Origin of the sequence: Caballeronia concitans (assembly GCF_001544615.1) — a bacterium.
GTDB lineage: Bacteria > Pseudomonadota > Gammaproteobacteria > Burkholderiales > Burkholderiaceae > Caballeronia > Caballeronia concitans.
Genome location: NZ_FCNV02000004.1, coordinates 166,006 through 188,363, shown reverse-complemented (window position 1 = coordinate 188,363; position 22,358 = coordinate 166,006). Strand labels below are relative to the sequence as shown.

General features: G+C 62.4%; 18 protein-coding genes. 12 read left to right on the top strand and 6 right to left on the bottom strand.

Annotated elements, in window-relative coordinates; translation table 11 throughout:
- Window positions 1-24 precede the first annotated feature (24 nt).
- The gene (locus AWB72_RS13125; protein WP_040052492.1) at window positions 25-768 is read right to left on the bottom strand and encodes a GntR family transcriptional regulator; all 744 of its coding nucleotides are present in this window, start codon (window positions 766-768) and stop codon (window positions 25-27) included.
- Between the two features lie 163 nt (window positions 769-931).
- Here AWB72_RS13125 and AWB72_RS13120 point away from each other — a divergent pair, with 163 nt between their 5' ends.
- From AWB72_RS13120 to AWB72_RS13095, 6 genes are all read left to right on the top strand, one after another.
- Window positions 932-2,152, top strand: a complete 1,221-nt coding sequence (locus tag AWB72_RS13120) for a pyridoxal-phosphate-dependent aminotransferase family protein (protein WP_040052491.1) — start codon at window positions 932-934, stop codon at window positions 2,150-2,152.
- Entirely contained in the window at window positions 2,149-2,931 is a 783-nt protein-coding gene (locus AWB72_RS13115) for a 2-keto-4-pentenoate hydratase (RefSeq protein WP_040052490.1), read from the top strand. The genes AWB72_RS13120 and AWB72_RS13115 overlap by 4 nt, the downstream gene beginning before the upstream one ends.
- 52 nt (window positions 2,932-2,983) lie before the next feature.
- Entirely contained in the window at window positions 2,984-6,022 is a 3,039-nt protein-coding gene (locus tag AWB72_RS13110) for an FAD-binding and (Fe-S)-binding domain-containing protein (protein WP_040052489.1), read from the top strand.
- 262 nt (window positions 6,023-6,284) lie between these two features.
- On the top strand, window positions 6,285-7,574 hold the full coding sequence (locus AWB72_RS13105; RefSeq protein ID WP_040052689.1) for an MFS transporter: 1,290 nt from the start codon (window positions 6,285-6,287) through the stop codon (window positions 7,572-7,574).
- Between the two features lie 226 nt (window positions 7,575-7,800).
- Window positions 7,801-8,991: a CaiB/BaiF CoA transferase family protein gene (locus AWB72_RS13100; RefSeq protein WP_040052488.1), complete on the top strand. Its 1,191-nt coding sequence runs from the start codon at window positions 7,801-7,803 to the stop codon at window positions 8,989-8,991.
- Window positions 8,992-9,119: 128 nt separating this feature from the next.
- Complete coding sequence (locus tag AWB72_RS13095; RefSeq protein WP_040052487.1) at window positions 9,120-10,268, top strand: DSD1 family PLP-dependent enzyme; 1,149 nt, start codon at window positions 9,120-9,122, stop codon at window positions 10,266-10,268.
- A 58-nt stretch (window positions 10,269-10,326) separates the two neighbouring features.
- On the opposite strand, the gene AWB72_RS13090 is transcribed toward AWB72_RS13095, so the two are convergent.
- The 5 genes from AWB72_RS13090 to AWB72_RS13070 all read right to left on the bottom strand — a co-directional run bounded on the left by AWB72_RS13090 (window position 10,327) and on the right by AWB72_RS13070 (window position 16,470).
- Window positions 10,327-10,965, bottom strand: coding sequence for a LysE family translocator (locus tag AWB72_RS13090; RefSeq protein WP_040052688.1), 639 nt, complete (start codon window positions 10,963-10,965; stop codon window positions 10,327-10,329).
- Window positions 10,966-11,058: 93 nt separating this feature from the next.
- Window positions 11,059-12,648, bottom strand: coding sequence for a GGDEF domain-containing protein (locus AWB72_RS13085; RefSeq protein WP_052450069.1), 1,590 nt, complete (start codon window positions 12,646-12,648; stop codon window positions 11,059-11,061).
- Between the two features lie 145 nt (window positions 12,649-12,793).
- Window positions 12,794-13,639 carry a hypothetical protein gene (locus tag AWB72_RS13080; protein WP_244285614.1) on the bottom strand — a complete coding sequence of 282 codons (846 nt, stop codon included), beginning with the start codon at window positions 13,637-13,639 and terminating at the stop codon, window positions 12,794-12,796.
- Between the two features lie 272 nt (window positions 13,640-13,911).
- Window positions 13,912-15,243, bottom strand: coding sequence for an MFS transporter (locus tag AWB72_RS13075; RefSeq protein ID WP_040052486.1), 1,332 nt, complete (start codon window positions 15,241-15,243; stop codon window positions 13,912-13,914).
- 141 nt (window positions 15,244-15,384) lie between these two features.
- Window positions 15,385-16,470: a tartrate dehydrogenase gene (locus AWB72_RS13070; RefSeq protein ID WP_040052485.1), complete on the bottom strand. Its 1,086-nt coding sequence runs from the start codon at window positions 16,468-16,470 to the stop codon at window positions 15,385-15,387.
- A gap of 118 nt (window positions 16,471-16,588) precedes the next feature.
- Here AWB72_RS13070 and AWB72_RS13065 point away from each other — a divergent pair, with 118 nt between their 5' ends.
- The 6 genes from AWB72_RS13065 to AWB72_RS13040 all read left to right on the top strand — a co-directional run bounded on the left by AWB72_RS13065 (window position 16,589) and on the right by AWB72_RS13040 (window position 22,358).
- Entirely contained in the window at window positions 16,589-17,509 is a 921-nt protein-coding gene (locus AWB72_RS13065; protein WP_040052484.1) for a LysR family transcriptional regulator, read from the top strand.
- Window positions 17,510-17,690: 181 nt separating this feature from the next.
- Entirely contained in the window at window positions 17,691-18,845 is a 1,155-nt protein-coding gene (locus AWB72_RS13060; protein ID WP_244285613.1) for an efflux RND transporter periplasmic adaptor subunit, read from the top strand.
- A gap of 1 nt (window position 18,846) precedes the next feature.
- Entirely contained in the window at window positions 18,847-19,539 is a 693-nt protein-coding gene (locus AWB72_RS13055) for an ABC transporter ATP-binding protein (RefSeq protein ID WP_040052482.1), read from the top strand.
- Between the two features lie 3 nt (window positions 19,540-19,542).
- Window positions 19,543-20,697, top strand: a complete 1,155-nt coding sequence (locus tag AWB72_RS13050; RefSeq protein ID WP_040052481.1) for an ABC transporter permease — start codon at window positions 19,543-19,545, stop codon at window positions 20,695-20,697.
- Window positions 20,698-20,709: 12 nt separating this feature from the next.
- Window positions 20,710-21,876 (top strand): ABC transporter permease, encoded by a 1,167-nt coding sequence (locus tag AWB72_RS13045; protein WP_040052480.1) that lies wholly within the window; start codon window positions 20,710-20,712, stop codon window positions 21,874-21,876.
- A gap of 98 nt (window positions 21,877-21,974) precedes the next feature.
- Window positions 21,975-22,358, top strand: a complete 384-nt coding sequence (locus AWB72_RS13040) for a tautomerase family protein (protein WP_040052479.1) — start codon at window positions 21,975-21,977, stop codon at window positions 22,356-22,358.

Sequence of the window (22,358 nt, the reverse complement as noted above, 5' to 3'; positions counted from 1 at the left end):
GCGAGATGCCGCACGGTTCACGATCTATGCCTCTTTAGTCCCACGCTTCGTGACGGCGGCGGGCTTCACCGTCGTCAGCGTGCGCTCCGCGAGCACCGCATCGCGCTTGCTCAGCAAATGCCGGCGCAGAATCGCGGCCATGCGCGGACCATCGCGTGTCTCGAGCGCCGCGATCATCTCTTCGTGTTCGCGTATGGCGCTGTCCCACTTCGGCGTCTGAAAATTCGAACGGAAGCGCAGCGCCTGCAAACGGCGATTGATCGACGTGTACGTCTGCCGCAAGGCGGTATTGCGCGCCGCTTCGTTGATTTTGTCGTGGATGGCGCGATTGCGCGCGTAGTACCCCGAAAGATCGTTGTTCGCGCGGCAAGCGATCATCGCTTCGTGCAGCGACTTGATCTCGTCGATCTCGGCGGGCGTGATGCGCTCGCACGCCAACTCGCCGGAGAACGCTTCGAGGCCGCTCATCAGTTCGAACATCTCGCGGATCTCGAGGTCGCTCATCTGCGATACCGACGCGCCCCGGTTCGGCGCGATCTCGATCAGCCCTTCGGCCGCCAGCACCTTCAACGCTTCGCGCAACGGCGTGCGCGAGATGCCGAGCGTTTCGCACAGCTTGCGCTCGTTCAGCTTGACGCCGGGCGCGAGCGTCCCCTCGACGATGAACGTGCGCAGATTGTCCACCACCGTGTCGTGCAGGCGGAGACGTTCCAGCTTGGGGAGCAGCGCCGGCGACAGGCGCGATTCCGGGATGTCGGGATTTTGCATTCAATACCTCGAAATTCGTTTCGGCAATTTTAGCTCAAGGAAAGCGGAAAAAACCGCCAACGGGTTATCCCTAGGCCATTCGGCCTAATAAATCCTTTGCTCGGCCGAAACACTGCGTTAGAGTATTTTGCATGCAAAATTCAATTTAAAAGGATGCGCACCCATGCTGAAGCTCGATTTCCATCCCGCTGGCCGTCACTTCCTGGGCATTCCCGGCCCTAGCCCGGTGCCCGATCGCATACTGCGTGCAATGAGCTATCCGACCATCGACCATCGTGGCCCGGAGTTCGGCGCGCTGGGGCTGAAGGTGCTCGATGGAATCAAGAAGATCTTCAAGACGACGCAGCCGGTCGTGATCTATCCGGCATCGGGCACGGGTGCATGGGAAGCCGCGCTGTCCAACACGCTCAGCCCCGGCCATACCGTCCTCATGTACGAAACCGGTCACTTCGCGACGCTATGGAAGAAGATGGCCGAGAACCTGGGACTCAAGCCGGAGTTCCTCGGCTTGCCGGGCATCGAAGGATGGCGTCGCGGTGTGCAGCCGGACATGATCGAAAAGCGCCTGCGCGACGATACGCAGCACACGATCAAGGCCGTTTGCGTCGTGCATAACGAGACTTCGACGGGCGTCACGTCCGACATCGCCGCCGTGCGCCGCGCGATCGATGCAGCGGGTCATCCTGCGTTGCTGCTCGTCGATACCATCTCGGGTCTCGCATCCGCCGACTATCGCCACGACGAGTGGGGTGTCGACGTGACCGTTTCAGGCTCGCAGAAGGGCCTCATGCTGCCGCCGGGGATCAGCTTCAATGCGGTGTCGCAGAAGGCGATCGAAGCGTCGAAGCAGGCGAAGCTGCCGCGCGCGTTCTGGGACTGGAAAGAGATCATCGAGATGAACAAGCAGGGCTACTGGCCCTACACGCCGAACACGAATCTGCTGTACGGCCTGGCTGAAGCGCTCGACATGATTCTCGGCGAAGGGCTCGACAACGTGTTCGCACGGCATCAGCGGCTCGCGGCTGCCTGCCGCGCGGCCGTGACGGCGTGGGGTCTGGAGATCCAGTGCGCGGACCCGTCCGTGTATTCGCCGGTGCTCACGGGCGTGATGACGCCCGAAGGCGTCGATGCCGATTCGGTGCGCAAGCTCATCTACGAACATTTCGATCTGTCGCTCGGCACGGGGCTCGGCAAGGCGAAGGGCCGCATGTTCCGCATCGGACATCTCGGCGATTGCAACGATCTCACGCTGATGGCCGCGCTTTGCGGCTGCGAAATGGGCCTCAAGCTCGCGCACATTCCGTTGCAGGGCAGCGGCGTCACGGCCGCGATGGACTATCTGACGAAGCACGTCGCCAAGCCCGAACTGAAGGTCGCGGCATGAGCGCGGCGTTCGATGTAGCGGCGCTCGCGCGTCTCTTTGCCGAGGCGCGCGGGCATCGCGCGAAGCTGGACGACTTGCCCGAGACCGCTCGTCCGGCGAGCGCCGACGATGCCTACGCGACGCAGGAAGCGACGCTGCGCGCACTCGGCGCCGACAGTAGCGACAGCCGCGCGATCGGCGGCTGGAAGGTCGGCTCGAAATCCGCCGATGGTCCCATTCAGGGCGCGCTGCTTCCGGCAAGCGGCATGCACGAATCGGGCGTGCATCTTTCGATGCAGGCGTTCGGCAAGGCGGGGCTCGAACTCGAAGTCGCGTTCACGTTCAAGCGCAGCTTCGACGCGAACAGCGGCCCGTACAGCGACGATGACATTTTGAATGCAATCGACTCCGTGCACGCGGCGATCGAAGTGGTCGCGAGCCGCTTTGCCGCGTGGCCCGACATCGACAAGATCTGGCAGCTTGCGGACTTGCAGAACCACGGCGCGCTCGTCGTCGGCGAAGGCGTGCCGTATGACGACGCGTTCCCGTTCGTTTCGCCGGCGATGACGTTCGACTACGACGGCGCATCGCTCTTCGACGCCACGCCCGCCAATCCGGCCGGCGATCCGCGCAGGCTGCTCGCCTGGACGATCAATCACGCGGTGTCGCGCGGACTGATCGTGGAGAAAGGCACGGTGATCACGGCGGGTTCGTACACCGGCATCGCGTTCCCGGACAAGCCGGGCGTGGCGACCGGCAAGATCGAAGGTTTGCCGCCCGTCCGACTGCATTTCGAATAACGCATTCGGCATCACGCATGCAAAAGACCAACCGCACCTACTGACAGCGACGATGCTCAATTCCACCACCGACCGTCTCGTCAAGCCGATTCATCTGATGCCTGCATCGGCGCGCGCACGGCTCGCCGCGCCGACGCCCTTGCAGGCACGGCTGCAACGCGAGCTGAAGGGCGACGTGCTGTTCGATCGCGCATCGCGTGGACGTTACGCGACCGATGCGTCGATCTATCAGATCATGCCGCTCGGCGTCGTCGTGCCGAAGGATCAGGACGACTTGCGGCTCGCATTGGATATTGCGCGCGATAGTCACGCGAGCGTGCTCGCGCGCGGCGCGGGCACCAGCCAGTGCGGACAGACCATCGGTGAAGCGCTCGTCATCGATACGACGAAGTGGCTCAACAACATCGTTCACTTCGACAAGGAAGCGCGCACGGTCACGGTCGAGCCGGGGGTGGTGCTGGATCATCTGAATGCGTGGCTCAAGCCGCATGGCCTGTGGTTTCCGGTGGATGTATCGACGAGCGCGCAATGCACCATAGGCGGCATGGCCGGCAACAACTCGTGCGGCTCGCGCTCGATGGAATACGGGATCATGGTGCATAACGTCGACGCCATCGACGCGATCCTCGCCGATGGTCACGAAGCACGCTTCGGCAGGCTCTCGACGATGCGCAGCGATGCGCGCGTGCGCGATCTCATCGAAGGGGTGCGCGGGATTGCCATGCGCGAACGCGATGAAATGCGTGAGCACATTCCGAAGGTACTGAGGCGCGTCGCGGGCTACAACCTCGATCTCTTCGATTGCCAGAGCCCGTTGCCCTTCAGCGCCGACGAACCGAACATGGCGAACCTGCTGGTCGGTTCGGAAGGCACGCTCGCATTCAGCCGTCAGTTGACGTTGAAGCTCGCACCGCTGCCCGCTCACAAGACGCTTGGCGTGGTGAACTTCCCGAGCTTCTTCGATGCGATGGACATGACGCAGCACATCGTGAAGCTCGGTCCCGTTGCAGTGGAACTCGTCGATCGCACGATGATCGATCTGGCGATGTCGAATCCCGCGTTTCGTCCGGTCATCGAGAAGGCGCTGGTGGGCGAACCGGAAGCGGTGCTGCTGGTCGAGTTCGCGGGCGAGCAACGTGACGCGCAAGTAAGCAAGCTCGCAGAACTCGTCGAGTTGATGAGCGACCTGGGCTTGCCTGGCTCCGTCGTGCAGATGCCCGATGCGGGCCCGCAAAAAGCGCTGTGGGAAGTGCGCAAGGCCGGGCTCAACATCATGATGAGCATGAAGGGCGACGGGAAGCCTGTGTCCTTCATCGAAGATTGCGCGGTGCCGCTCGAACATCTCGCGCACTATACGAGCCGCCTCACCGAAGTCTTCAGAAAGCACGGCACCGAAGGGACATGGTATGCGCATGCGAGCGTCGGCACGCTGCATGTGCGGCCGATTCTCGATATGCGTCGCGACGGCGCGACGAAGATGCGTGCGATTGCGGAAGAGGCAGCCGCGATGGTGCGCGAATGCAAGGGCGCATATTCGGGCGAGCATGGCGATGGTCTTTGCCGTGGCGAGTGGGTTGCATGGCAATACGGACCTCGGATCAATGAAGCGTTTCGTGACATCAAGCGGCTCTTCGATCCCGAGAACCGCATGAGCCCCGATCGCATCGTTGCACCGCCGAAGATGGACGACGCGACGAACTTCCGGTTCCCGCCGTCGTATCGCGAGCGTGCCTTCGAACCGCAACTCGACTGGTCCGCGTGGAACGTCACGCGCGATCCATTGACCGGTGAAGAAGGACCGAAGGGATCGGGTGGCGATCTTTCGAACGGACTCGCGAAGGCTGTCGAGATGTGCAACAACAACGGCCACTGCCGCAAGTTCGATGCAGGCACGATGTGCCCGAGTTATCGCATCACGAAGGACGAGCAACATGTCACGCGAGGCCGCGCGAATACTTTGCGTCTTGCGCTGTCGGGTCAGCTCGGCGAAGACGGCGATGGACTCGCGAGCCAGGATGTCAAGGACGTGCTCGATCTCTGCGTCTCATGCAAGGGATGCAAGCGCGATTGCCCGACCGGCGTCGATATGGCGCGCATGAAGATCGAAGCGCGCGCGGCGTGGACGGCGCGTCATGGTCTGCGTCTGCGCGAACGCCTCGTCGCATTCCTGCCGCGCTATGCGCCGTATGCGAGCCGCATGCCGTCGTTGAGCGCATCGTTCGAAGCGAACATGCCGCGCGCCGCGCATTGGCTCAAGACGAAGCTCGGGCTCGCGCCTCAACGTGCGTTTCCGCGCTTCAAGAAGCCTTTTCTCGACGATGCCCACAGCAAGCGCGTTGCATCGGCGGAGAAGGAAGTGCTGTTGTTCGTCGATACGTTCAACAATTACATGGAGCCCGAGAACGCCCGCGCCGCGCAACGTGTGCTCGAAGCGGCGGGCTACGCCGTTCATCTCAACACGAAGGCAGGCGAACGTCCGCTGTGCTGCGGCCGCACGTTCCTTTCAGCCGGACTCGTCGATGAAGCGAAAGCCGAAGCGCGCCGTGCGCTGGATGCGCTGCTGCCCTTCGTCGAACGCGGCGTGTCGATCGTGGGGCTGGAGCCATCGTGTCTGCTCTCGTTGCGCGACGAGTTCCTCGGCTACGGATATGGCGATGCAGCTCGTAAGCTATCCGAAGCATCGTTTCTATTCGAAGAGTTTCTCGTGCGCGAGCGCACAGCGGGACGTTTCAATCTCCAGTTTAAATCGCTCGACAAACAAAAGGCTTTGCTGCATGGCCACTGTCATCAGAAAGCCTTCGATGCAGTGCGTCCCGTCGAGGCGGTCCTGAGCTGGATTCCCGGGCTGGACGTCAAGACGATCGAATCGTCATGCTGCGGCATGGCCGGCAGCTTCGGCTATGAAGCGGAACACTATGAAGCATCGCAAGCGATGGCCGAAATGTCGCTCTTGCCGGCGGTGCGCAAGGCAAGAGATGCGCGCGATGCAGTGATCGTCGCGGACGGCACGAGTTGCCGTCACCAGATCGCGGATGGCGCACAGACCGACGCATTACATGTCGCGCGCGTGCTCGAACGTGCGATCGCTTGAAGGAAGTCGACGTTATAGATTGACATAGCAGCAGGCAGAGGCAGTTCCATCGACACCATAACAGCGGACACTCGACGATCCGCGACAGGAGACGACGTCATGACATCACCCCGCAAACCTCGCATCCGCCGATTGCGCAGACGCACACCATAGCGATATTCGCGGGCGCACGCCCTCATTCGACGCACCTAACGATGTTCCGTATGCCGTGACCACGGTGCATGCCGCGCCGGGGAAGCGCACGCGATCACTCAAGGAGACGATGATGTTCCGTCGAGCCACCACGCGCGTTCTGTTGCTGCTATGCGCGATGTATTTCATCACCTATATCGACCGCGTCAATGTCAGTACCGCGGCGAGCCAGTTCGGCGCGGAACTCGGCCTGTCACATACGCAGATCGGCTTCGTGTTTTCTGCATTCGCGTATCCGTATCTGATTTTCCAGATCATCGGCGGATGGGTGGGCGATCGCTTCGGCCCGCGTCGTACGCTCGCCGTGTGCGCCATCATCTGGGCAGGCGCGACCGTGCTGACCGGCATGGCAGGCGGCTTCGTCTCGCTGATCGTCGCGCGAGTATTGCTCGGTCTCGGCGAAGGCGCGACGTTCCCGACCGCGACGCGCGCCATGTCCAACTGGATGCCGGCGGACCAGCGCGGCTTCGCGCAAGGGATCACGCATGCCGCATCGCGCATCGGCAATGCAGTGGCGCCGCCGCTGATCGTATGGCTGATGCTCGCGACGAGCTGGCGCGGTGCGTTCATCATCACCGGCATCATCAGCTTCGCATGGGCCGTCGCGTGGATCTTCTACTTTCGCGATAACCCCCGCGATCATCCGAGCATCACCGAGTCCGAATGCGCGACGCTTGCGGACTATTCGGGCGTGAAGCAGCGCAAGCCGGTACCGTGGCGCATTCTGCTCGGCCGCATGGCGCCTGTCACCGCAGTGTATTTCTGCTATGGCTGGGTGTTGTGGCTGTTCCTCGGCTGGATTCCGCAGTACTTCCTGCACAACTATCACATGCCGCTCGGCAAGTCGGCGCTGTTCGCATCGGGTGTGTTCTTCGCGGGCGTGCTGGGCGATTATCTCGGCGGTTCCGTGACCGATCGCATCCTGCGCAAGAGCGGCAACGTGCGTCTCGCTCGTAATGTGATGGTCGGCGTGTGCATGCTGCTGACGCTGCTCTCGCTCGCACCGATCATGCTCGTCTCCGATATCTCGATGACCTTCGTGGCCATCTGTCTGTCGGCGGGCTTCTTCTTCAACGAGATGACGATCGGGCCGATGTGGTCCGTGCCGATGGACATCGCACCGAAGCATGCGGGCACGGCGTCCGGCATTATGAATTCAGGATCGGCGCTGTCGGCGATCATCAGCCCGGTCATCGGCGGATGGCTCATCGACCGCACCGGCAACTGGAATCTGCCGTTCACGGTATCGATGATCGTCATGGCAGCCGGCATCATCCTGTCGTTCACGATGCGTCCGGATCGGTCGCTCGAAGTCGAAGAGGAGAAGACGGAAGGCGCGCACGCGGGAAAGCTGGTGTGACGCGCAGGGCGGTCGTTCGGCGGCACGGATTGCATGCGGCATCAGGCATTAGGCATTCGGCATTCAAGATGCAGCATGCAATCTCGGCGCGGACGGTCGCCATTGACATCCACGAGCAGCCCGATGAAACCGGAATAACAGGAACGTAGAAATGGCAGACACGAAAGCGGCAGACACGAATCCAGCGGCAGCATCGACCGAGCAGGGCGGAGGTCCGCTCGCGGGCATGCGGGTGATCGAACTCGCGCACATCATGTCGGGACCGATCTGCGGGATGATGCTCGCCGACATGGGCGCCGACGTCATCAAGGTCGAGAAGATCCCGGGCGGCGACGATTGCCGGCGTTTCGCGCCGATCCTTCCGAGCGGCGAGTCGGCATCGTTCATGATCGTGAACCGCAACAAACGCGGCATCGCGCTCAATCTGAAAACCGAGGGCGGCAAGGAAGTGCTGAAGAAGATGCTCGCGACGGCGGATGTCGTCACGGAGAACTATCGTCGCGGCACGATGGAAAAGCTCGGCATGGGCTATGAAGCGCTCAAGGCAGTGAATCCCGGCCTCATCTATTGCGCGATTTCAGGCTACGGCCGCAGCGGGCCGATGGCGGACAAGGGCGGCTTCGATCTCATCGCGCAAGGCCTGAGCGGACTGATGAGCATGACGGGCGAGCCGGGGCAGGCGCCGATCAAGGCGGGGTCGCCGGTGACGGACATCAACGCGGGCATTCTCGCGGCGCTCGGCATCAGCGCGGCCTATGCGAAAAAGAAGAGCACGGGTCTCGGCCAGATGGTCGATACCTCGCTCTTCGAAGCGGGCCTGCAACAGATGTACTGGGCTTTCGCGAACTATTTCGCGGACGGCACCGTGCTGCCGAAGGCCGGCTCGGCGAATCCGACGAGCGCGCCGTATCAGGCATTCCGGACGCGCGATGGCTGGGTGAATATCGGCGCGGCGAATCAAAGCAATTACGAGCGGCTCGTGGGCGTGCTGAACATTCCCGGCCTCGCCGATGACGAGCGCTTCCAGACCAACGCGGGCCGGCTGAAGCATCGCGAGGCGCTGGTGGAGATTCTGACTGCACGGCTCGTCGAGCGCACCACGAACGAATGGCTCGCAGCGTTCGATGCGATCGGCTTGCCGAGCGGCGCCGTGCTCAGCGTGCCGGAAGCGTCGTCGCACGAACAGGCTGTCGCGCGCGGCATGATCGTCGAGACCGAGCATCCGCTCGCGGGTTCGATGCGCGGCATCGGCTTGCCAATTCATTTCTCCGATGGCTGCACCGCGCCCTCGCGTTCGGCGCCGCTGCTCGGGCAGCATACGGCCGAAGTGCTGGGCGAATACGGTTTCGACGATGCGCGCATCCAGTCGCTCAAGGACGAAGGCGCGATTTTGGAGGCCGAAGCGCTGGCGGGATGATTCGTGTCGCTCGGTTCAATGCATGCGGCATTTTGCATGCAGCATGCGGTCGACCGAATGCCGGGCGTTATAGTGACGCCCGGCCTTTTCATTTCTCGTTTCTCATGTCTCACGCCTCACGTTCAATCATGAAGCTCGTTCCTCCTCCCGCCGCGCGCGTCGGCGATGCGCTCTCGGCCGTCGCCACGCCGTCGCTGCTGATCGACCTCGACGCCTTCGATGCCAATCTGGCCGCAATGGCCGCGTTCGTCGCGCGTAACGGCGTCGCGTTGCGGCCTCATGCGAAGGCGCATAAGTCGAGCGCGATCGCGCGTCGTCAAATCGAGGCAGGCGCGGCCGGCGTGTGCTGCCAGAAGCTTTCGGAGGCCTATCCTTTCGCGGCGGCCGGCGTCGAGAGCATTCATATCAGCAACGAGTTCGTCGGTGCGGACAAGGTCGCGATGGCCGTCGAACTCGCGGCGCACGTGCGTCTTTCCGTATGCGCCGATGCGATTCCGCAAGTCGAAGCGCTCGGCGCCGCGGCTCTGCGCGCGGGCGTGAAGATCGACGTGCTCGCCGAAGTCGATGCCGGCCAGCGCCGTTGCGGCGTGACGAGCGAGGACGCGCTGCTGTCGCTCGCCGATGCCATCGCGGCCCAGCCGGCGTTGCGATTCGCGGGCATCCAGGCGTATCACGGCGGTGCTCAGCATATCGCCGACTGGCAGGCGCGCAAGACCGAAGCGGGGCGCGCAGCGGATCGCGCCGCGCATTTTGTACGAACGCTGGAGGCGCGTGGCATTCAAAGTGCCATCGTGACGGGCGGAGGCACGGGCACGGTCGAATTCGATGTCGCGAGCGGCGTCTATACCGAGGTGCAGCCGGGCTCGTACGTTTTCATGGATGGCGATTACGGCTCGCTGGCGTATGACGGTGAACTGCAGTGGCGCCATAGCCTTTTCGTGCTGTCGACGATCATGAGCGCGGCCCGTCCCGGCATGGCCGTTTGCGATGTCGGCCTCAAGGGGCTGGCGGTGGATTCCGGCTTGCCGCGCAGCGTGCATTGGCTGGATGCAGCCGATGAGCCGGTGCTGACGTATAGCGCCGCGAACGACGAACATGGCATGCTGAATGCAAAAGGCGCGCCGCACGACGACACGTCGGCGCTGCTCGGCAAGCGCATTCTTTTGCCGCCGGGCCATTGCGATCCGACCGTGAATCTCTACGACGAGTACGTGTGCTATCGCGGCGAGCAAGTGGTCGATATCTGGTCCATCGACGCGCGCGGACTATCGCGCTAGTGTGCCGGCGCTGCGTCGGCGCTTGGCATTCTGAATGCAGCCAGCTTCAAATCCCGCTTCAAATCCCACTTCTTCCCGCCGCGAGAATGAGCCGGAGTCCAAGCGCGGCGATCATTGTCGCGGCAATGCGATCTATCCATTTCTTCGCGCGCAGATACAGCTCGCGCGGACGGCGGCTCGAAAAGCATAGTGCGACGATTGTGTACCAGCCGAACTCGATGCCGAACACGAGCGGCGGCAGCACGAAATAACACCAGAGCGGCGGATGCTGCGGCAGCAGGGCGGCGAAGATGCTGCCGTACCAGATCGCCGTCTTCGGGTTGCTCAGTTGCGTCGTCAGCCCGAGCCAGAAGCACTTCGAAGCGCTGCGGGCGTGCGGCGTGCCATCGGCTGGCATCGACATCGGCTGTGCCGCGCCGCGCCAGATTCGCGACGCGATATAGAGCAGATAAAGTCCGCCCGCGACTTTCAATGCGATGTAAAGCCATTCGACCGCAAGCAGCACCGTGTACAGGCCCGCCAACGCGACGCCTCCGAACACGATCCCGCCGAGGCCCATGCCGAGCGCAGTGGCGAGCCCGTCCGCTCGCGATAAACCGATCGCGTTGCGGGCGACCAGCACGAAGCTGGGTCCAGGAATCATCGCGCCGAGCAATATCGCGAAAAGGATGGCGGATACCGCAGCCGAGGCTGTCATCGTGTTGTCTCCTTCGAATGCAAAATGCCGAAAGATTTTGCATGCAGCATGCAAGCGCATCCGGCTCGCGGTTCGCAGATCACGGGCAGCGCCTTACGCGCTGCCGTCCACCATGCTGTCTTCGTGGACAGCCGTGTTGCGGCCGGAACGTTTCGCCCGGTAAAGCGCGGCGTCCGCGCTGTTCAGCAGCTTGAGAGCGTCGCCGCCGTGGCGGGGAATCGTCGTTGCGGAGCCGATGCTGATCGTGAGAAAGCCCTTGGGCGAAGCGCTGTTGGGAATGGCGAGCGATTCGATCTTCAGGCGCAGCCGGTCGGCGAAGGTCACCGCGCTCGCCGCCGTCGCGCCGGGCAGCACCAGCACGAATTCCTCGCCGCCGTAGCGCGCGACGATATCGCTGGGACGCTTGATGGAATGCTGAATGCAATCGGCGACGGCGACGAGCGCGTCGTCGCCCATCGCGTGGCCGTAGGTGTCGTTGTAGAGCTTGAAGTGATCCACGTCGATGAAGAGTGCCGACAGCGGTTGAGCCGCACGACGCGCACGGCGCCACTCTTCGCCCAGACGACGATCCAGCGCGCGGCGGTTGCTCAAGCCGGTCAGCGAGTCCGTGCCGGCAAGGCGCTGCAGTTTTTCGAGCGCGATGGCGCGTGAGCGGAGCGAGATCGCCAGCAGCCAGGACATGGCGATGAAGCCGCCGCCGAACATCAGCGTGAGGCCGCCGATGATCTTGCTGCGGTGCCGCCAGCCTTGCAGCACGTCGTCCTCGGCGGGCGCGACTCCGGCGATCAGGTTCGTGCCCGGCACGCGCGTGAACGTGAAGAGGCGGCGCACGCCATCGAGTGCGGATACGGAGATATACGACCCCGAAGGCTGATCCTTCATCGCGGCGAACGCCGGGGACAGCGAGATCGTCCTTGGCGTATTGCCCGCGGTGGCCTGCAATGGAGGCTTGCGCGCGAGCATCACGCCATCGCGCTGCACGATGAATACCGAGCCCGCGCGGCCCACATTCACACGCGAAAGCAGGCTATCGAAATAGCTCCTGTTCAGCGCGATGACCGCGACGCCCGCGAACGAGCCGTCGGGTGCGTTGATGCGCCGGCTCAATGCGAGCGATGGCTTGCCGCCGCGCAAACGCGACTCATACGGGCCCGAAATGTAGAGTCCGACATCCGCGCGTTGCGCGTGAGTGGTGAAGTAGTCGCGATCGCTGAAAGAATCCGTTGCATGCTGCGATCGATCACGCGCAGCGACGATCCGTCCTTGCGCGTTCATCACGAACGCACCGCCGATATAGCTCGCGGCCGTGGCGCCGTCGAAGAGAAAGAGACTGCGCAGTCCCGGCGCCAGCTTCGCGGTTGCCGGGTTCTCCATGCCGCTCACGATGGTCCGCAACGACAGGTCGCTCGATTCGACGTTGCGCGAGATGTCTGCGCTGAGCGTCGCGACCAGATTCGCCGATGCCTCGTGCGCGTTCTGCAACGCCTGTGCGCGACCCTGCCAGAGCGCGGCGAACGACAGCACGCCCATCGACAAAGCCATCGCAGTGCCGATCACGCCCGCGAGCAGCGGAAAGCGCGAGAACACATCGGCGACGCGCACCCACGCATTGCTATTGCGCCGAAACAGGCGCAAGCCGACCGCCCGGCCGGTCTTGTGCACGCTTTTTAAACTACGGGGCATTCGTGTCTCCATACGCGAGCGTGTCGTTCATCGACTCATGGCGTCGCCTCATCAGTATTCAAAAAACATCATGAAACAAGCGCTTTTCTGCGCCGGTGCTGTTTGCCGTTCGCATAACGCCTTCACCTCGAAACTGCTCGACGCGCTATTTGACGAGCCGAAGCCGCTTCGTGACGATCGTTCCATCGTTGCGATCGACGAGCCATATCCCAACGATACGTCCATGTAATGTCGACGTCCTGCGCGTGATGTCGGTCGGCTCTTCGTCGGTGGGATCGCTATGTTCGGAGCGGTCGGACAGATAAGGCGGTTCGAGCGAACAGACGAGCACGATCGCGAAGTCACCGCTGCCGTGCGAAGGATCGAAGCCGGGAAGCAGCGCGCTTCCACGCACACTCGTTTTCGCGCGATCGTCGGTTTCGAGCTGGATCGTATCGATGGTCTGGATGAAACCCTTCGCCTTCGCTTCCGGCGCGATCACGAGCTTTCGGCCGCTTTGGCCTTCCACCTTGCGCTTGAGCTGGATCACGTCGGGATGCTCGGGCGCCGCCAGCGACACGTTCACCGATAACAGCTTCTTTTTGGATTCAAAACGCACGCCGTACGACGCTGGTATGACGAATGCAAAAGTTCGCTCGGCTTGCGACTGGTCATCGCCGCTCGAAGCTGAAGCGTTCGCGCGATGAAACGGACGAGCCAGGAAGCTGCGCACGCGGCTCGTGATCGTCGGATTCGCCGCCGGTTTTTTGTTGGGCGAGGTCGCCGCGGCCAATGCGTCCCTGACGTGCTCGGGATCGTCGCCGTCGAAGTGCGGCGGCAGCGACGTCGCCGAAAGAATGCTTGCTGCGGTTGCGCTCGCGGCGGGCGCCGTGGCCGCCGATGCGGCTGACGCTGCCGACCGGGCGGCCTGCGCATCAACCGCCACCGACAGGCACAAAACAGCGCCAAAGGCCCACGCCACGGCGTTTTGAGCTTGCTTCGGAAAGAACACGAACCTATCCCCGGCACACGATGCCGAATCGCTGAAAGCGGCTATCTTAAAATAAAGCCGACTATTCCGTCGCAAAATGCGGCTGAAAGGGGACGCAACATGAAGGGGAAGAGCGTGTCGCACGGTCGCGCGGCATTTTGTATTCTTTGGGCCGCCTGCGGTCGATTGCATGCAATGCGATGACACCCCTCGTCGGCGCGCAAAACGCAAAAAAAGCGAGCCCCGTCCGAACAGGGCTCGCGTGGGTACGCGACATCGAATGTAAATACCGCCTACGAACGAGCCGTCACGCCATGCTCTCGCTCCGCCTTCGCCTTGCGGCTCAGCATCAACGTGATGACCGCGGACATCGCAAGCGTCGCGCCGACCACGTAAAGGCCCGCTGCATAGCCGCCCGTTACGTTCTTGAGCCAGCCGATCGCGAACGGTCCCACGAAGCCGCCGAGATTGCCGATCGAATTGATCATCGCGATCCCCGCCGCCGCGCCCGCGCCCGAGAGGAACATGCTCGGCATTGCCCAGAGCGGCGCCTTTGCCGCGCTGATGCCCACGTTCACTACGACGAGCGCCAGCACCACGAACAGCGCTGTCGCCGCCTGACCCGCGAATATGAAGCCGACGCACGCCAGCGCGCACGGAATGACCACATGCCACGTGCGTTCCTGCGTGCGGTCGGAATGCTTGGCCCAGAGGATCATCGCGACAACCGCAACCACGCTCGGAATACCGTTGATGAGGCCCGTCTGCATCGCGCTGAACCCGTACTGGCGAATGATGAGCGGTGCCCACAGCCCGAGCGTATAAAGTCCCGCCGACGTGCCGAAGTAGATCAACGCCAGCGCGAGCACGCGAGGATCGCGCAATGCATTCCACGCGCCCGCCGTGTGGCCTGCGTGGGCCTGCTTCGCATCGGCTTCGGACTTGAGCTTCGCGATGAGCCACTCGCGTTCATCGCTTGCGAGCCAGTGCGCTTTGGCGGGTGTGTCGGTCAGATACTTGAGCACGACGAAGCCGAGCGCGATGGCAGGCAGCGCTTCGATCACGTAGAGCAATTGCCAGTCGGCGAGGCCGAACATGGGCGGCATTTGCATGATCGCGCCGGAGAGCGGCGAGCCGATGGCCGTCGATATCGGCGCAGCCGCCATGAACCATGCAGCGGCCACGGCGCGCTGCTTCGCGGGAAACCACAGGCTCAGATAGAGAATGACGCCCGGAAAGAAGCCCGCTTCCGCAACGCCGAGCAGAAAGCGCAGCAGATAAAAACTATTCGGACCACTGACGAATGCGGACGCCACCGACACGATGCCCCACGTGATCATCACGCGTGCAATCCAGATGCGTGCGCCGACCTTGTGAAGAATGAGATTCGACGGAACCTCGAACAGAAAATAGCCGATGAAAAACAGCCCGCCGCCCAAACCGAATGCAGTGGGCGAAAGGCCGATGGCCTTGTTCATCGTCATCGCCGCAAAGCCGACGTTGACGCGATCAAGAAAGCTGATGAAGTACAGCAGCATCACGAACGGAATGATGCGCCACGCAAGTTTGCGCGACACGCGTGCTTCGAGGTTCGATTCGGTTGGTGACTGAACGGCGGGCTGCATGTGTCTCCTCCTTGGGAGGCGAGCGGTGCTCTTTTAAATGGCGATGGAAAGACGCGGCGCGCGTCTCCCTTGCCCGCGATGTGCGATGCATCGCGGGCAAGGACCTGGAATCAGGCTCTTTTCTGAACGGCGGGACAAGAATCAGGCGGCAGCCGCTTCCACGCGTTCGACGAAGGCGCACACGGCGGCGGTCACCTGCGCGGTCGTGGCCTTGCCGCCGAGGTCGCCGGTGTGCAGCGATGCGTCGGCGGTCACGGCTTCGACCGCGGCCATCACGCGCTTCGCGGCTTCGAATTCGCCGAGATGTTCGAGCAGCATCACGACCGACCAGAACGTGCCGATCGGATTCGCCAGACCTTTGCCCATGATGTCGAATGCGGAACCGTGGATCGGCTCGAACATCGACGGATAGCGGCGCTCCGGATCGATGTTGCCCGTCGGCGCGATGCCCAGGCTGCCCGCGAGCGCGGCGGCCAGGTCGCTCAGGATGTCGGCATGCAGATTGGTGGCGACGATGGTGTCGAGCGTCGCGGGACGGTTGACCATGCGCGCGGTGGCGGCATCGACGAGTTCCTTGTCCCACTTCACGTCCGGAAATTCCTTCGAGATTTCCAGCGCGACTTCGTCCCACATGACCATGGCGTGACGTTGCGCGTTGCTCTTCGTGATCACGGTCAGCAGCTTGCGCGGACGCGACTGCGCGAGTTTGAATGCAAAACGCATAATGCGTTCGACGCCGGCGCGCGTGAGGATCGACACGTCCGTCGCGGCTTCGATCGGATGGCCCTGATGCACGCGCCCGCCCACGCCGGAATACTCGCCTTCCGAGTTTTCGCGCACGATCACCCAGTTCAGATCCTCGGGCTTGCAGCGCTTGAGCGGCCCGTCGATGCCCGGCAGGATGCGCGTCGGGCGCACGTTCGCGTACTGGTCGAGGCCCTGGCAGATCTTCAGGCGCAGGCCCCACAGCGTGACGTGATCGGGCACTTCGGGATCGCCCGCCGAGCCGAAGAGAATCGCGTCCTTGTCGCGCAGCGCGTCGAGGCCATCGGCGGGCATCATCACGCCGTGCTGGCGATAGTAGTCCGCGCCCCAGTCGAAGTTTTCGAAATCGAATGCAAAATTCCGCGTGCTGCGCGCGAGCGCTTCGAGCACTTGCTGGCCGGCGGGCACGACTTCCTTGCCGATGCCGTCGCCAGGAATGGTTGCGATGCGATAGGTCTTCATGTCTCCGTTCCTCTATGGGGTTGAATGTGTCAGCAGCGTGAGACCACTCTACCTAACTTCGGCCGCAGGAACCGGTGCTAGACTCAAAGCATCTTTAACTTCATTTCACAAGTGAATCGTGGCCGAAACCGTGCAGCCGTCCGATCTGAGCTTCTTTTCGACGCTTGCTGCGTCCGGCAGCCTGAGCGCGGCGGCGCGCGAACTGGGGCTGACGGCCGCGGCGGTGAGCAAGCGTCTGACGCAGATGGAAAGCCGCGCGGGCGTGCCGCTCGTGAACCGCACCACGCGCCGCATGATGCTGACGCCGGAGGGCGAGCTGTATCTCGATCACGCGCGCCGCATTCTCGATCAGATCGACGAACTGGCCGAGCTGCTCGGCAGCGCGAAAAAGAGCCCGAAGGGTTTGCTGCGCGTGAACGCGACGCTCGGTTTCGGGCGAAGTCACGTCGCGCCGGCCATTTCGCGTTTCGTCGCGCGGCATCCGCAGGTGTCGGTGCAACTGCAGCTATCGGTCGCACCGCCGCCGCTCACCGACGACAGTTTCGACGTTTGTATTCGATTCGGCGAGCCGCCGGACACGCGCGTGATCGCGCGCCGCCTCGCGGCGAACCGGCGCGTGCTGTGCGCGTCGCCCGCGTATATCGCGGCGCATGGCATGCCCGCGACGCCGCACGATCTCGCGCGGCACAACTGCATCGGCATTCGCCAGGGCGACGAAGCCTATGGCGTGTGGCGGCTGACGACGGGTCGCGGTGCATCGCGCAAGACGGAAGCCGTGCGCATCAAGGGGAATCTGACGACCAACGACGGCGAGATCGCGGTGAAGTGGGCGCTCGAAGGACATGGCATTCTGATGCGCGCGGAATGGGATATTGAAGACTATCTCGCCGATGGCCGGCTCGTTGCCGTGCTGCCGGACCACGAGACGCCCAACGCCGACATCTACGCGGTGTATTCAAAACGCCATCAGATGTCGGCGCGCATTCGGGCGTTCGTCGACTTCATTGCACTCGATCTGAAAGAGGCGCATAGCGGATGATCCTTCATGTAACGAAGCTGAAAGCGCCGCAAGCCGCGGCGCTATACTGAGCATCCCTTCACGTACCACCTGCCAACCGCTGCGCAAAGCAGCGAAAACGGCGCCGCAGGTCCAAAGAAAATTGGCTGAACACGACCTAGAAAAACTCAGGATCGACCGTGGGCCGGCTGCGGCCACGGTCATGCCGCGTCGCCGGCGCAACTGGCTTCGCTATGCCGTCATCGCGGCGATCGTTCTCGTGCTGATCGGCGTCGGATTGAAGCTCGCGGGGCCGCAAACAGTGGAAACGGCGACGGTCACGTCGGTGTATCCATCGCAGCGCTACACGCTTTTGAATGCAACCGGCTATGTCGTGCCGCAACGCAAGGCGGCGGTGGCGTCGAAGGCGCAGGGGCGCGTCGAATGGCTCGGCGTGCTCGAAGGGACGGTCGTCAAGGAAGGGCAGATCATCGCGCGGCTGGAAAGCGCGGATGTCGCGGCGGCGCTTGCACAGGCACAGGCGCAAGTGAAGGTCGCGCAAGCCAATCTCCAGTTGCAGCGTGCCGAGCTGGAGAACGCTGCGGCCAATCTCAAACGCTCGCTCGTGCTTGCACCACACGGCGCGATCTCCGCTTCTCAATACGATGCCGATCGCGCGCGCTATGACAAAGCGAAAGCATCGATCAACAGCGACGAAGCCGCGATTCTCTCTGCGCAAGCCAACGCGCGTGCGGCGCAAGTCGCGGTCGATCAGACCGTGATTCGCGCGCCCTTCGATGGCGTCGTGCTCGAAAAGCACGCGAACGTGGGCGACAACATCACGCCGTTCTCGTCGGCGTCGGATAGCAAGGGCGCGGTCGTCACCATCGCGGACATGAAGACGCTCGAAGTGGAAGCGGATGTCGCGGAGTCGAACATCGCACGCATTACAGTGGATCAACCGTGCGAGATTCAACTCGATGCATTGCCCGACACGCGCTTTGCGGGCCGTGTATCGCGCATCGTGCCGACAGTCGATCGTTCCAAGGCAACCGTGCTCGTGAAAGTGCGTTTCGTCGAGCGCGACCAACGCGTGTTGCCGGATATGAGCGCGAAGATCGCGTTTCTCTCGAAGCCCGTGCCACCAGAGGAAAAGAAGGCCGTGGTGGCCGTGCAGCCGACGGCTGTCGTCACGCGCGGCGGCAAGAGCGTCGTGTTTCTCGTCGATCACGACAAGGCGCGCGAGATACCGGTAACAACCGGCGAGCGCATCGGAGACTTATTGGCGGTATCGGGCGTGAAGCCGGGCGACACGCTCGTGCTCGCGCCCGGCGACGCGCTCAAGGACGGCGCCGGCATCACCGTGGCGAAGAAGTAACGTGAGTACCGCGCCGCTCGTTCAAATCAGCCACGTCGCGAAGTCGTATCGTCGCGGCGTGCAAACGGTGCCGGTGTTGACCGACATCACGCTGTCCATCGCAGAAGGGGATTTTGTCGCGTTGATGGGTCCGTCCGGCTCCGGCAAGAGTACGTTGCTCAATCTGATCGCGGGCATCGACCGGCCGGATAGCGGTGAGCTGCTCGTCGGCGGACTCGATATCACGCGCTTGCCTGAAGCCGCACTTGCGGACTGGCGTGCATCGCATGTCGGCTTCATCTTCCAGTTCTATAACCTGATGCCCGTGCTCACCGCGTTCGAGAATGTCGAGCTTCCGTTGATGCTCACGCGTCTCTCGCGCGCGGAACGGCGCGAGCGCGTCGCGATGGTCCTCGACATGGTCAACATGAGCGAGCGCACGAGTCACTATCCTTCGGAACTCTCGGGCGGGCAGCAGCAGCGCGTGGCCATTGCGCGTGCGTTGATCACGGACCCGCAATTGATCGTCGCCGACGAGCCGACCGGCGACCTCGATCGCACATCCGCAGGCGAAGTGCTCACGATGATGCAGCGCCTCAACGAACGCCTGGGCAAGACCATCATCATGGTCACACACGATGCCCATGCAGCGAACGCGGCCAGAGCGCTCGTGCATCTGGAGAAAGGGGAATTGATCGATGGCGAGGCGCGCTAAGCCATGTACGCGCTCAAGCTGATTCTGCGCAACGCGACGCGCCACAAGCTGCGCACCGCGTTGACCGTGCTCGGGCTGACCATCGCCGTGCTTGCGTATGGCTTGCTGCATACGGTCGTCGATGCGTGGTATGCGGGCGCGGCGGCGGCATCGAATGCAAGACTCGTCACGCGCAATGCAATCTCACTCGTCTTTCCCTTGCCGCTTGCTTACGAGAATCGCATACGCGGCGTGGACGGCGTCACCATCGTCGCGCGTTCCAACTGGTTCGGCGGCATTTATCGCGATCCGAAGAATTTCTTCGCGCAGTTCGCCGTGTCGGATAACTATCTCGATCTGTATCCCGAGTTCATCGTTTCGCCGCAAGCGCTTTCGGATTATCGCCGCGACCGCAAAGGCTGTCTTATTGGACGGCAACTGGCGACACAGTACGGCTTCAAGGTCGGCGACGTGATTCCGCTCAAAGGCACCATTTATCCGGGCACGTGGGATTTCGTAGTGCGCGGCATCATGGAAGGGCGCGACGAATCCACTATCACGCGGCAACTCGTGTTTCACTGGGAATACCTGAATGAAACGATTCGCAAGACCACGAAGCGCAATGTCGATCAGGTGGGCGTGTATGTCGTCGGAATCGATAATCCGGATCAGGCCGCAGTCATTTCACGCAATATCGACGGTGTCTTCAAGAACTCACTCGCCGAGACGCTGACCGAGACGGAACAGGCGTTTCAACTCGGCTTCGTCGCGATGTCGAATCAGATCATCGCGGCGATACGTGTGGTGTCATATGTCGTGATTCTCATCATCATGGCGGTGATGGCCAATGCTATGGCGATGAGCGCGCGCGAACGCACCGTCGAATATGCGACGCTCAAGGCGCTCGGTTTCGGCCCCACGTTTCTTTCCGTGCTCGTGTTCGGTGAATCGCTTGCCATTTGCGCGATTGGCGGCGGCATCGGCATGCTGCTGACACCGCCCGCCGCCGTCGTGTTCCAGCACGCGACGGGCGGCGTGTTTCCGGTCTTCAAGGTGTCACGCGAGACCATGCTCTTGCAGGCCGCGTGTGCGCTCGCCGTTGCGCTCGCGGCGGCGATCGTGCCGGCGGTGCAGGCGAGCCGCGTGCGGATCGTCGAAGGCCTGCGCGCCATCGGCTGAGGACACGCGACGATGGCCATTCCCGTTTCCTATGTCGCGCGCAACTTATGGGCGCGCCGCCTCACGACGATGCTGACCGCGGGCGGCCTCGCGCTCGTCGTATTCGTTTTTGCCACCGTGCTGATGCTCGATGCGGGCCTCAAGAAGACACTCGTCTCAACGGGCGAGCGCGACAACGTCGTCGTCATTCGCAAGGGCGCGGAAACGGAAATACAAAGCTCGATCGATCGCGCGCAGGCCAATGTCATGGAGATGCATCCTTCGGTCGCGCTCAATGGCGATGGCGAGCCGCTTGCATCGAAAGAGACGGTCGTGCTGATTTCACTCACCAAGCTCGGCACGAACACGCCGGCCAATGTGGTGATTCGCGGCGTCTCTTCATTGGGCGTCGAGTTGCGTCCTCAGGTAAAGCTCACGGCGGGGCGCATGTTCCGGCATGGATCGTCGGAAATCATCGTCGGCAGCAGCATTGCCAAAGGCTTCGGTGGCACGCGCATTGGCGAGCATTTGCGCTTTGCGCAGCGCGACTGGACGATCGTCGGGCACTTCGATGCAGGCGGCAGTGGGTTCGACTCGGAAATATGGGGCGATGTCGATCAACTGATGCAGTCGTTTCGCCGCACGACTTACTCGTCGATGATCGTGCGCCTCGCGCGCAGCGATGCGTTCGAACGCTTCAAAAGCGATATCGACATAGACCCGCGCCTCGCGGATGAAGCGAAGCGCGAACAGGTCTTTTATGGCGATCAGTCCAAGGCGCTTTCGACCTTTATCAATATTCTCGGCTTCACGCTAACGATCATCTTTTCGATTGCGGCGATGATCGGCGCAATGATCACGATGTACGCGTCGGTGGCCAACCGCGTGGCTGAGATTGGCACATTGCGCGCGCTCGGCTTCAAGCGCGTGGACGTGCTGCTTGCCTTCCTGCTCGAAGCGCTTTTGCTCGGGTTGGTGGGCGGCGTGGCGGGTCTGTGCTGTGCCGCGCTCATGCAGTTTGCCTCGTTTTCCACCACCAATTTTCAGACGTTTGCCGACTTGTCCTTCCGCTTCATTCTCACGCCATCGGTCGTCGTCCGTACCGCGCTGTTTTCGCTCTTGATGGGCTTCGTGGGTGGCTTCCTTCCTGCGCTAAGGGCGTCGCGCTTGAGTATCGTCGATGCGTTGCGGGCGCGTTGATCGTTCGATTCCGTGATGCTTTCGGTTCGAAACTTTTGAATTTTCGATGACCGCGCGGCGGCGTAGAGTGAGTCACGTCATGTCACCGGGGAATCATCGTGCCCCTCGTTAGAATCTCACTCATCAAAGGCAAATCGCGCGAGTACGTTCGCGCTATTTCCGATCAGATCCATGAGGCATTGGTCGAAGCGTTTCAGGTTCCGGCTACGGATCGCTTTCAACTCATAGAACAACGCGACCGAGACGACTTCATTTACGACGCGAATTATCTCGGTGTCGAGCGAAGCGACGATCTTGTTTTCATCCACATTACTGCAAGCGATTGGCGCGATCTCGAAACCAAGAAGGCGTTCTACAAGACGCTTGCAACACGTCTTGCCGCTTCGCCAGGTTTGCGGCCCGACGACGTGCTGATCGTGCTTGCACCGAATCGGCGCGAGGACTGGTCGTTCGGGAACGGACTGGCGTCGTACGTTCAATAG

Excerpts from the sequence above, each read along its gene's own strand:
- AWB72_RS13090 (WP_040052688.1), bottom strand. The coding sequence starts at position 10,965 with ATGACAGCCTCGGCTGCGGTATCCGCCATCCTTTTCGCGATATTGCTC.
- AWB72_RS13115 (WP_040052490.1), top strand. The coding sequence starts at position 2,149 with ATGAGCGCGGCGTTCGATGTAGCGGCGCTCGCGCGTCTCTTTGCCGAG.
- AWB72_RS13050 (WP_040052481.1), top strand. The coding sequence starts at position 19,543 with ATGTACGCGCTCAAGCTGATTCTGCGCAACGCGACGCGCCACAAGCTG.
- AWB72_RS13125 (WP_040052492.1), bottom strand. The coding sequence starts at position 768 with ATGCAAAATCCCGACATCCCGGAATCGCGCCTGTCGCCGGCGCTGCTC.
- AWB72_RS13105 (WP_040052689.1), top strand. The coding sequence starts at position 6,285 with ATGATGTTCCGTCGAGCCACCACGCGCGTTCTGTTGCTGCTATGCGCG.
- AWB72_RS13060 (WP_244285613.1), top strand. The coding sequence starts at position 17,691 with ATGCCGCGTCGCCGGCGCAACTGGCTTCGCTATGCCGTCATCGCGGCG.
- AWB72_RS13095 (WP_040052487.1), top strand. The coding sequence starts at position 9,120 with ATGAAGCTCGTTCCTCCTCCCGCCGCGCGCGTCGGCGATGCGCTCTCG.
- AWB72_RS13045 (WP_040052480.1), top strand. The coding sequence starts at position 20,710 with ATGGCCATTCCCGTTTCCTATGTCGCGCGCAACTTATGGGCGCGCCGC.
- AWB72_RS13075 (WP_040052486.1), bottom strand. The coding sequence starts at position 15,243 with ATGCAGCCCGCCGTTCAGTCACCAACCGAATCGAACCTCGAAGCACGC.
- AWB72_RS13100 (WP_040052488.1), top strand. The coding sequence starts at position 7,801 with ATGCGGGTGATCGAACTCGCGCACATCATGTCGGGACCGATCTGCGGG.
- AWB72_RS13120 (WP_040052491.1), top strand. The coding sequence starts at position 932 with ATGCTGAAGCTCGATTTCCATCCCGCTGGCCGTCACTTCCTGGGCATT.
- AWB72_RS13085 (WP_052450069.1), bottom strand. The coding sequence starts at position 12,648 with ATGCCCCGTAGTTTAAAAAGCGTGCACAAGACCGGCCGGGCGGTCGGC.
- AWB72_RS13110 (WP_040052489.1), top strand. The coding sequence starts at position 2,984 with ATGCTCAATTCCACCACCGACCGTCTCGTCAAGCCGATTCATCTGATG.
- AWB72_RS13070 (WP_040052485.1), bottom strand. The coding sequence starts at position 16,470 with ATGAAGACCTATCGCATCGCAACCATTCCTGGCGACGGCATCGGCAAG.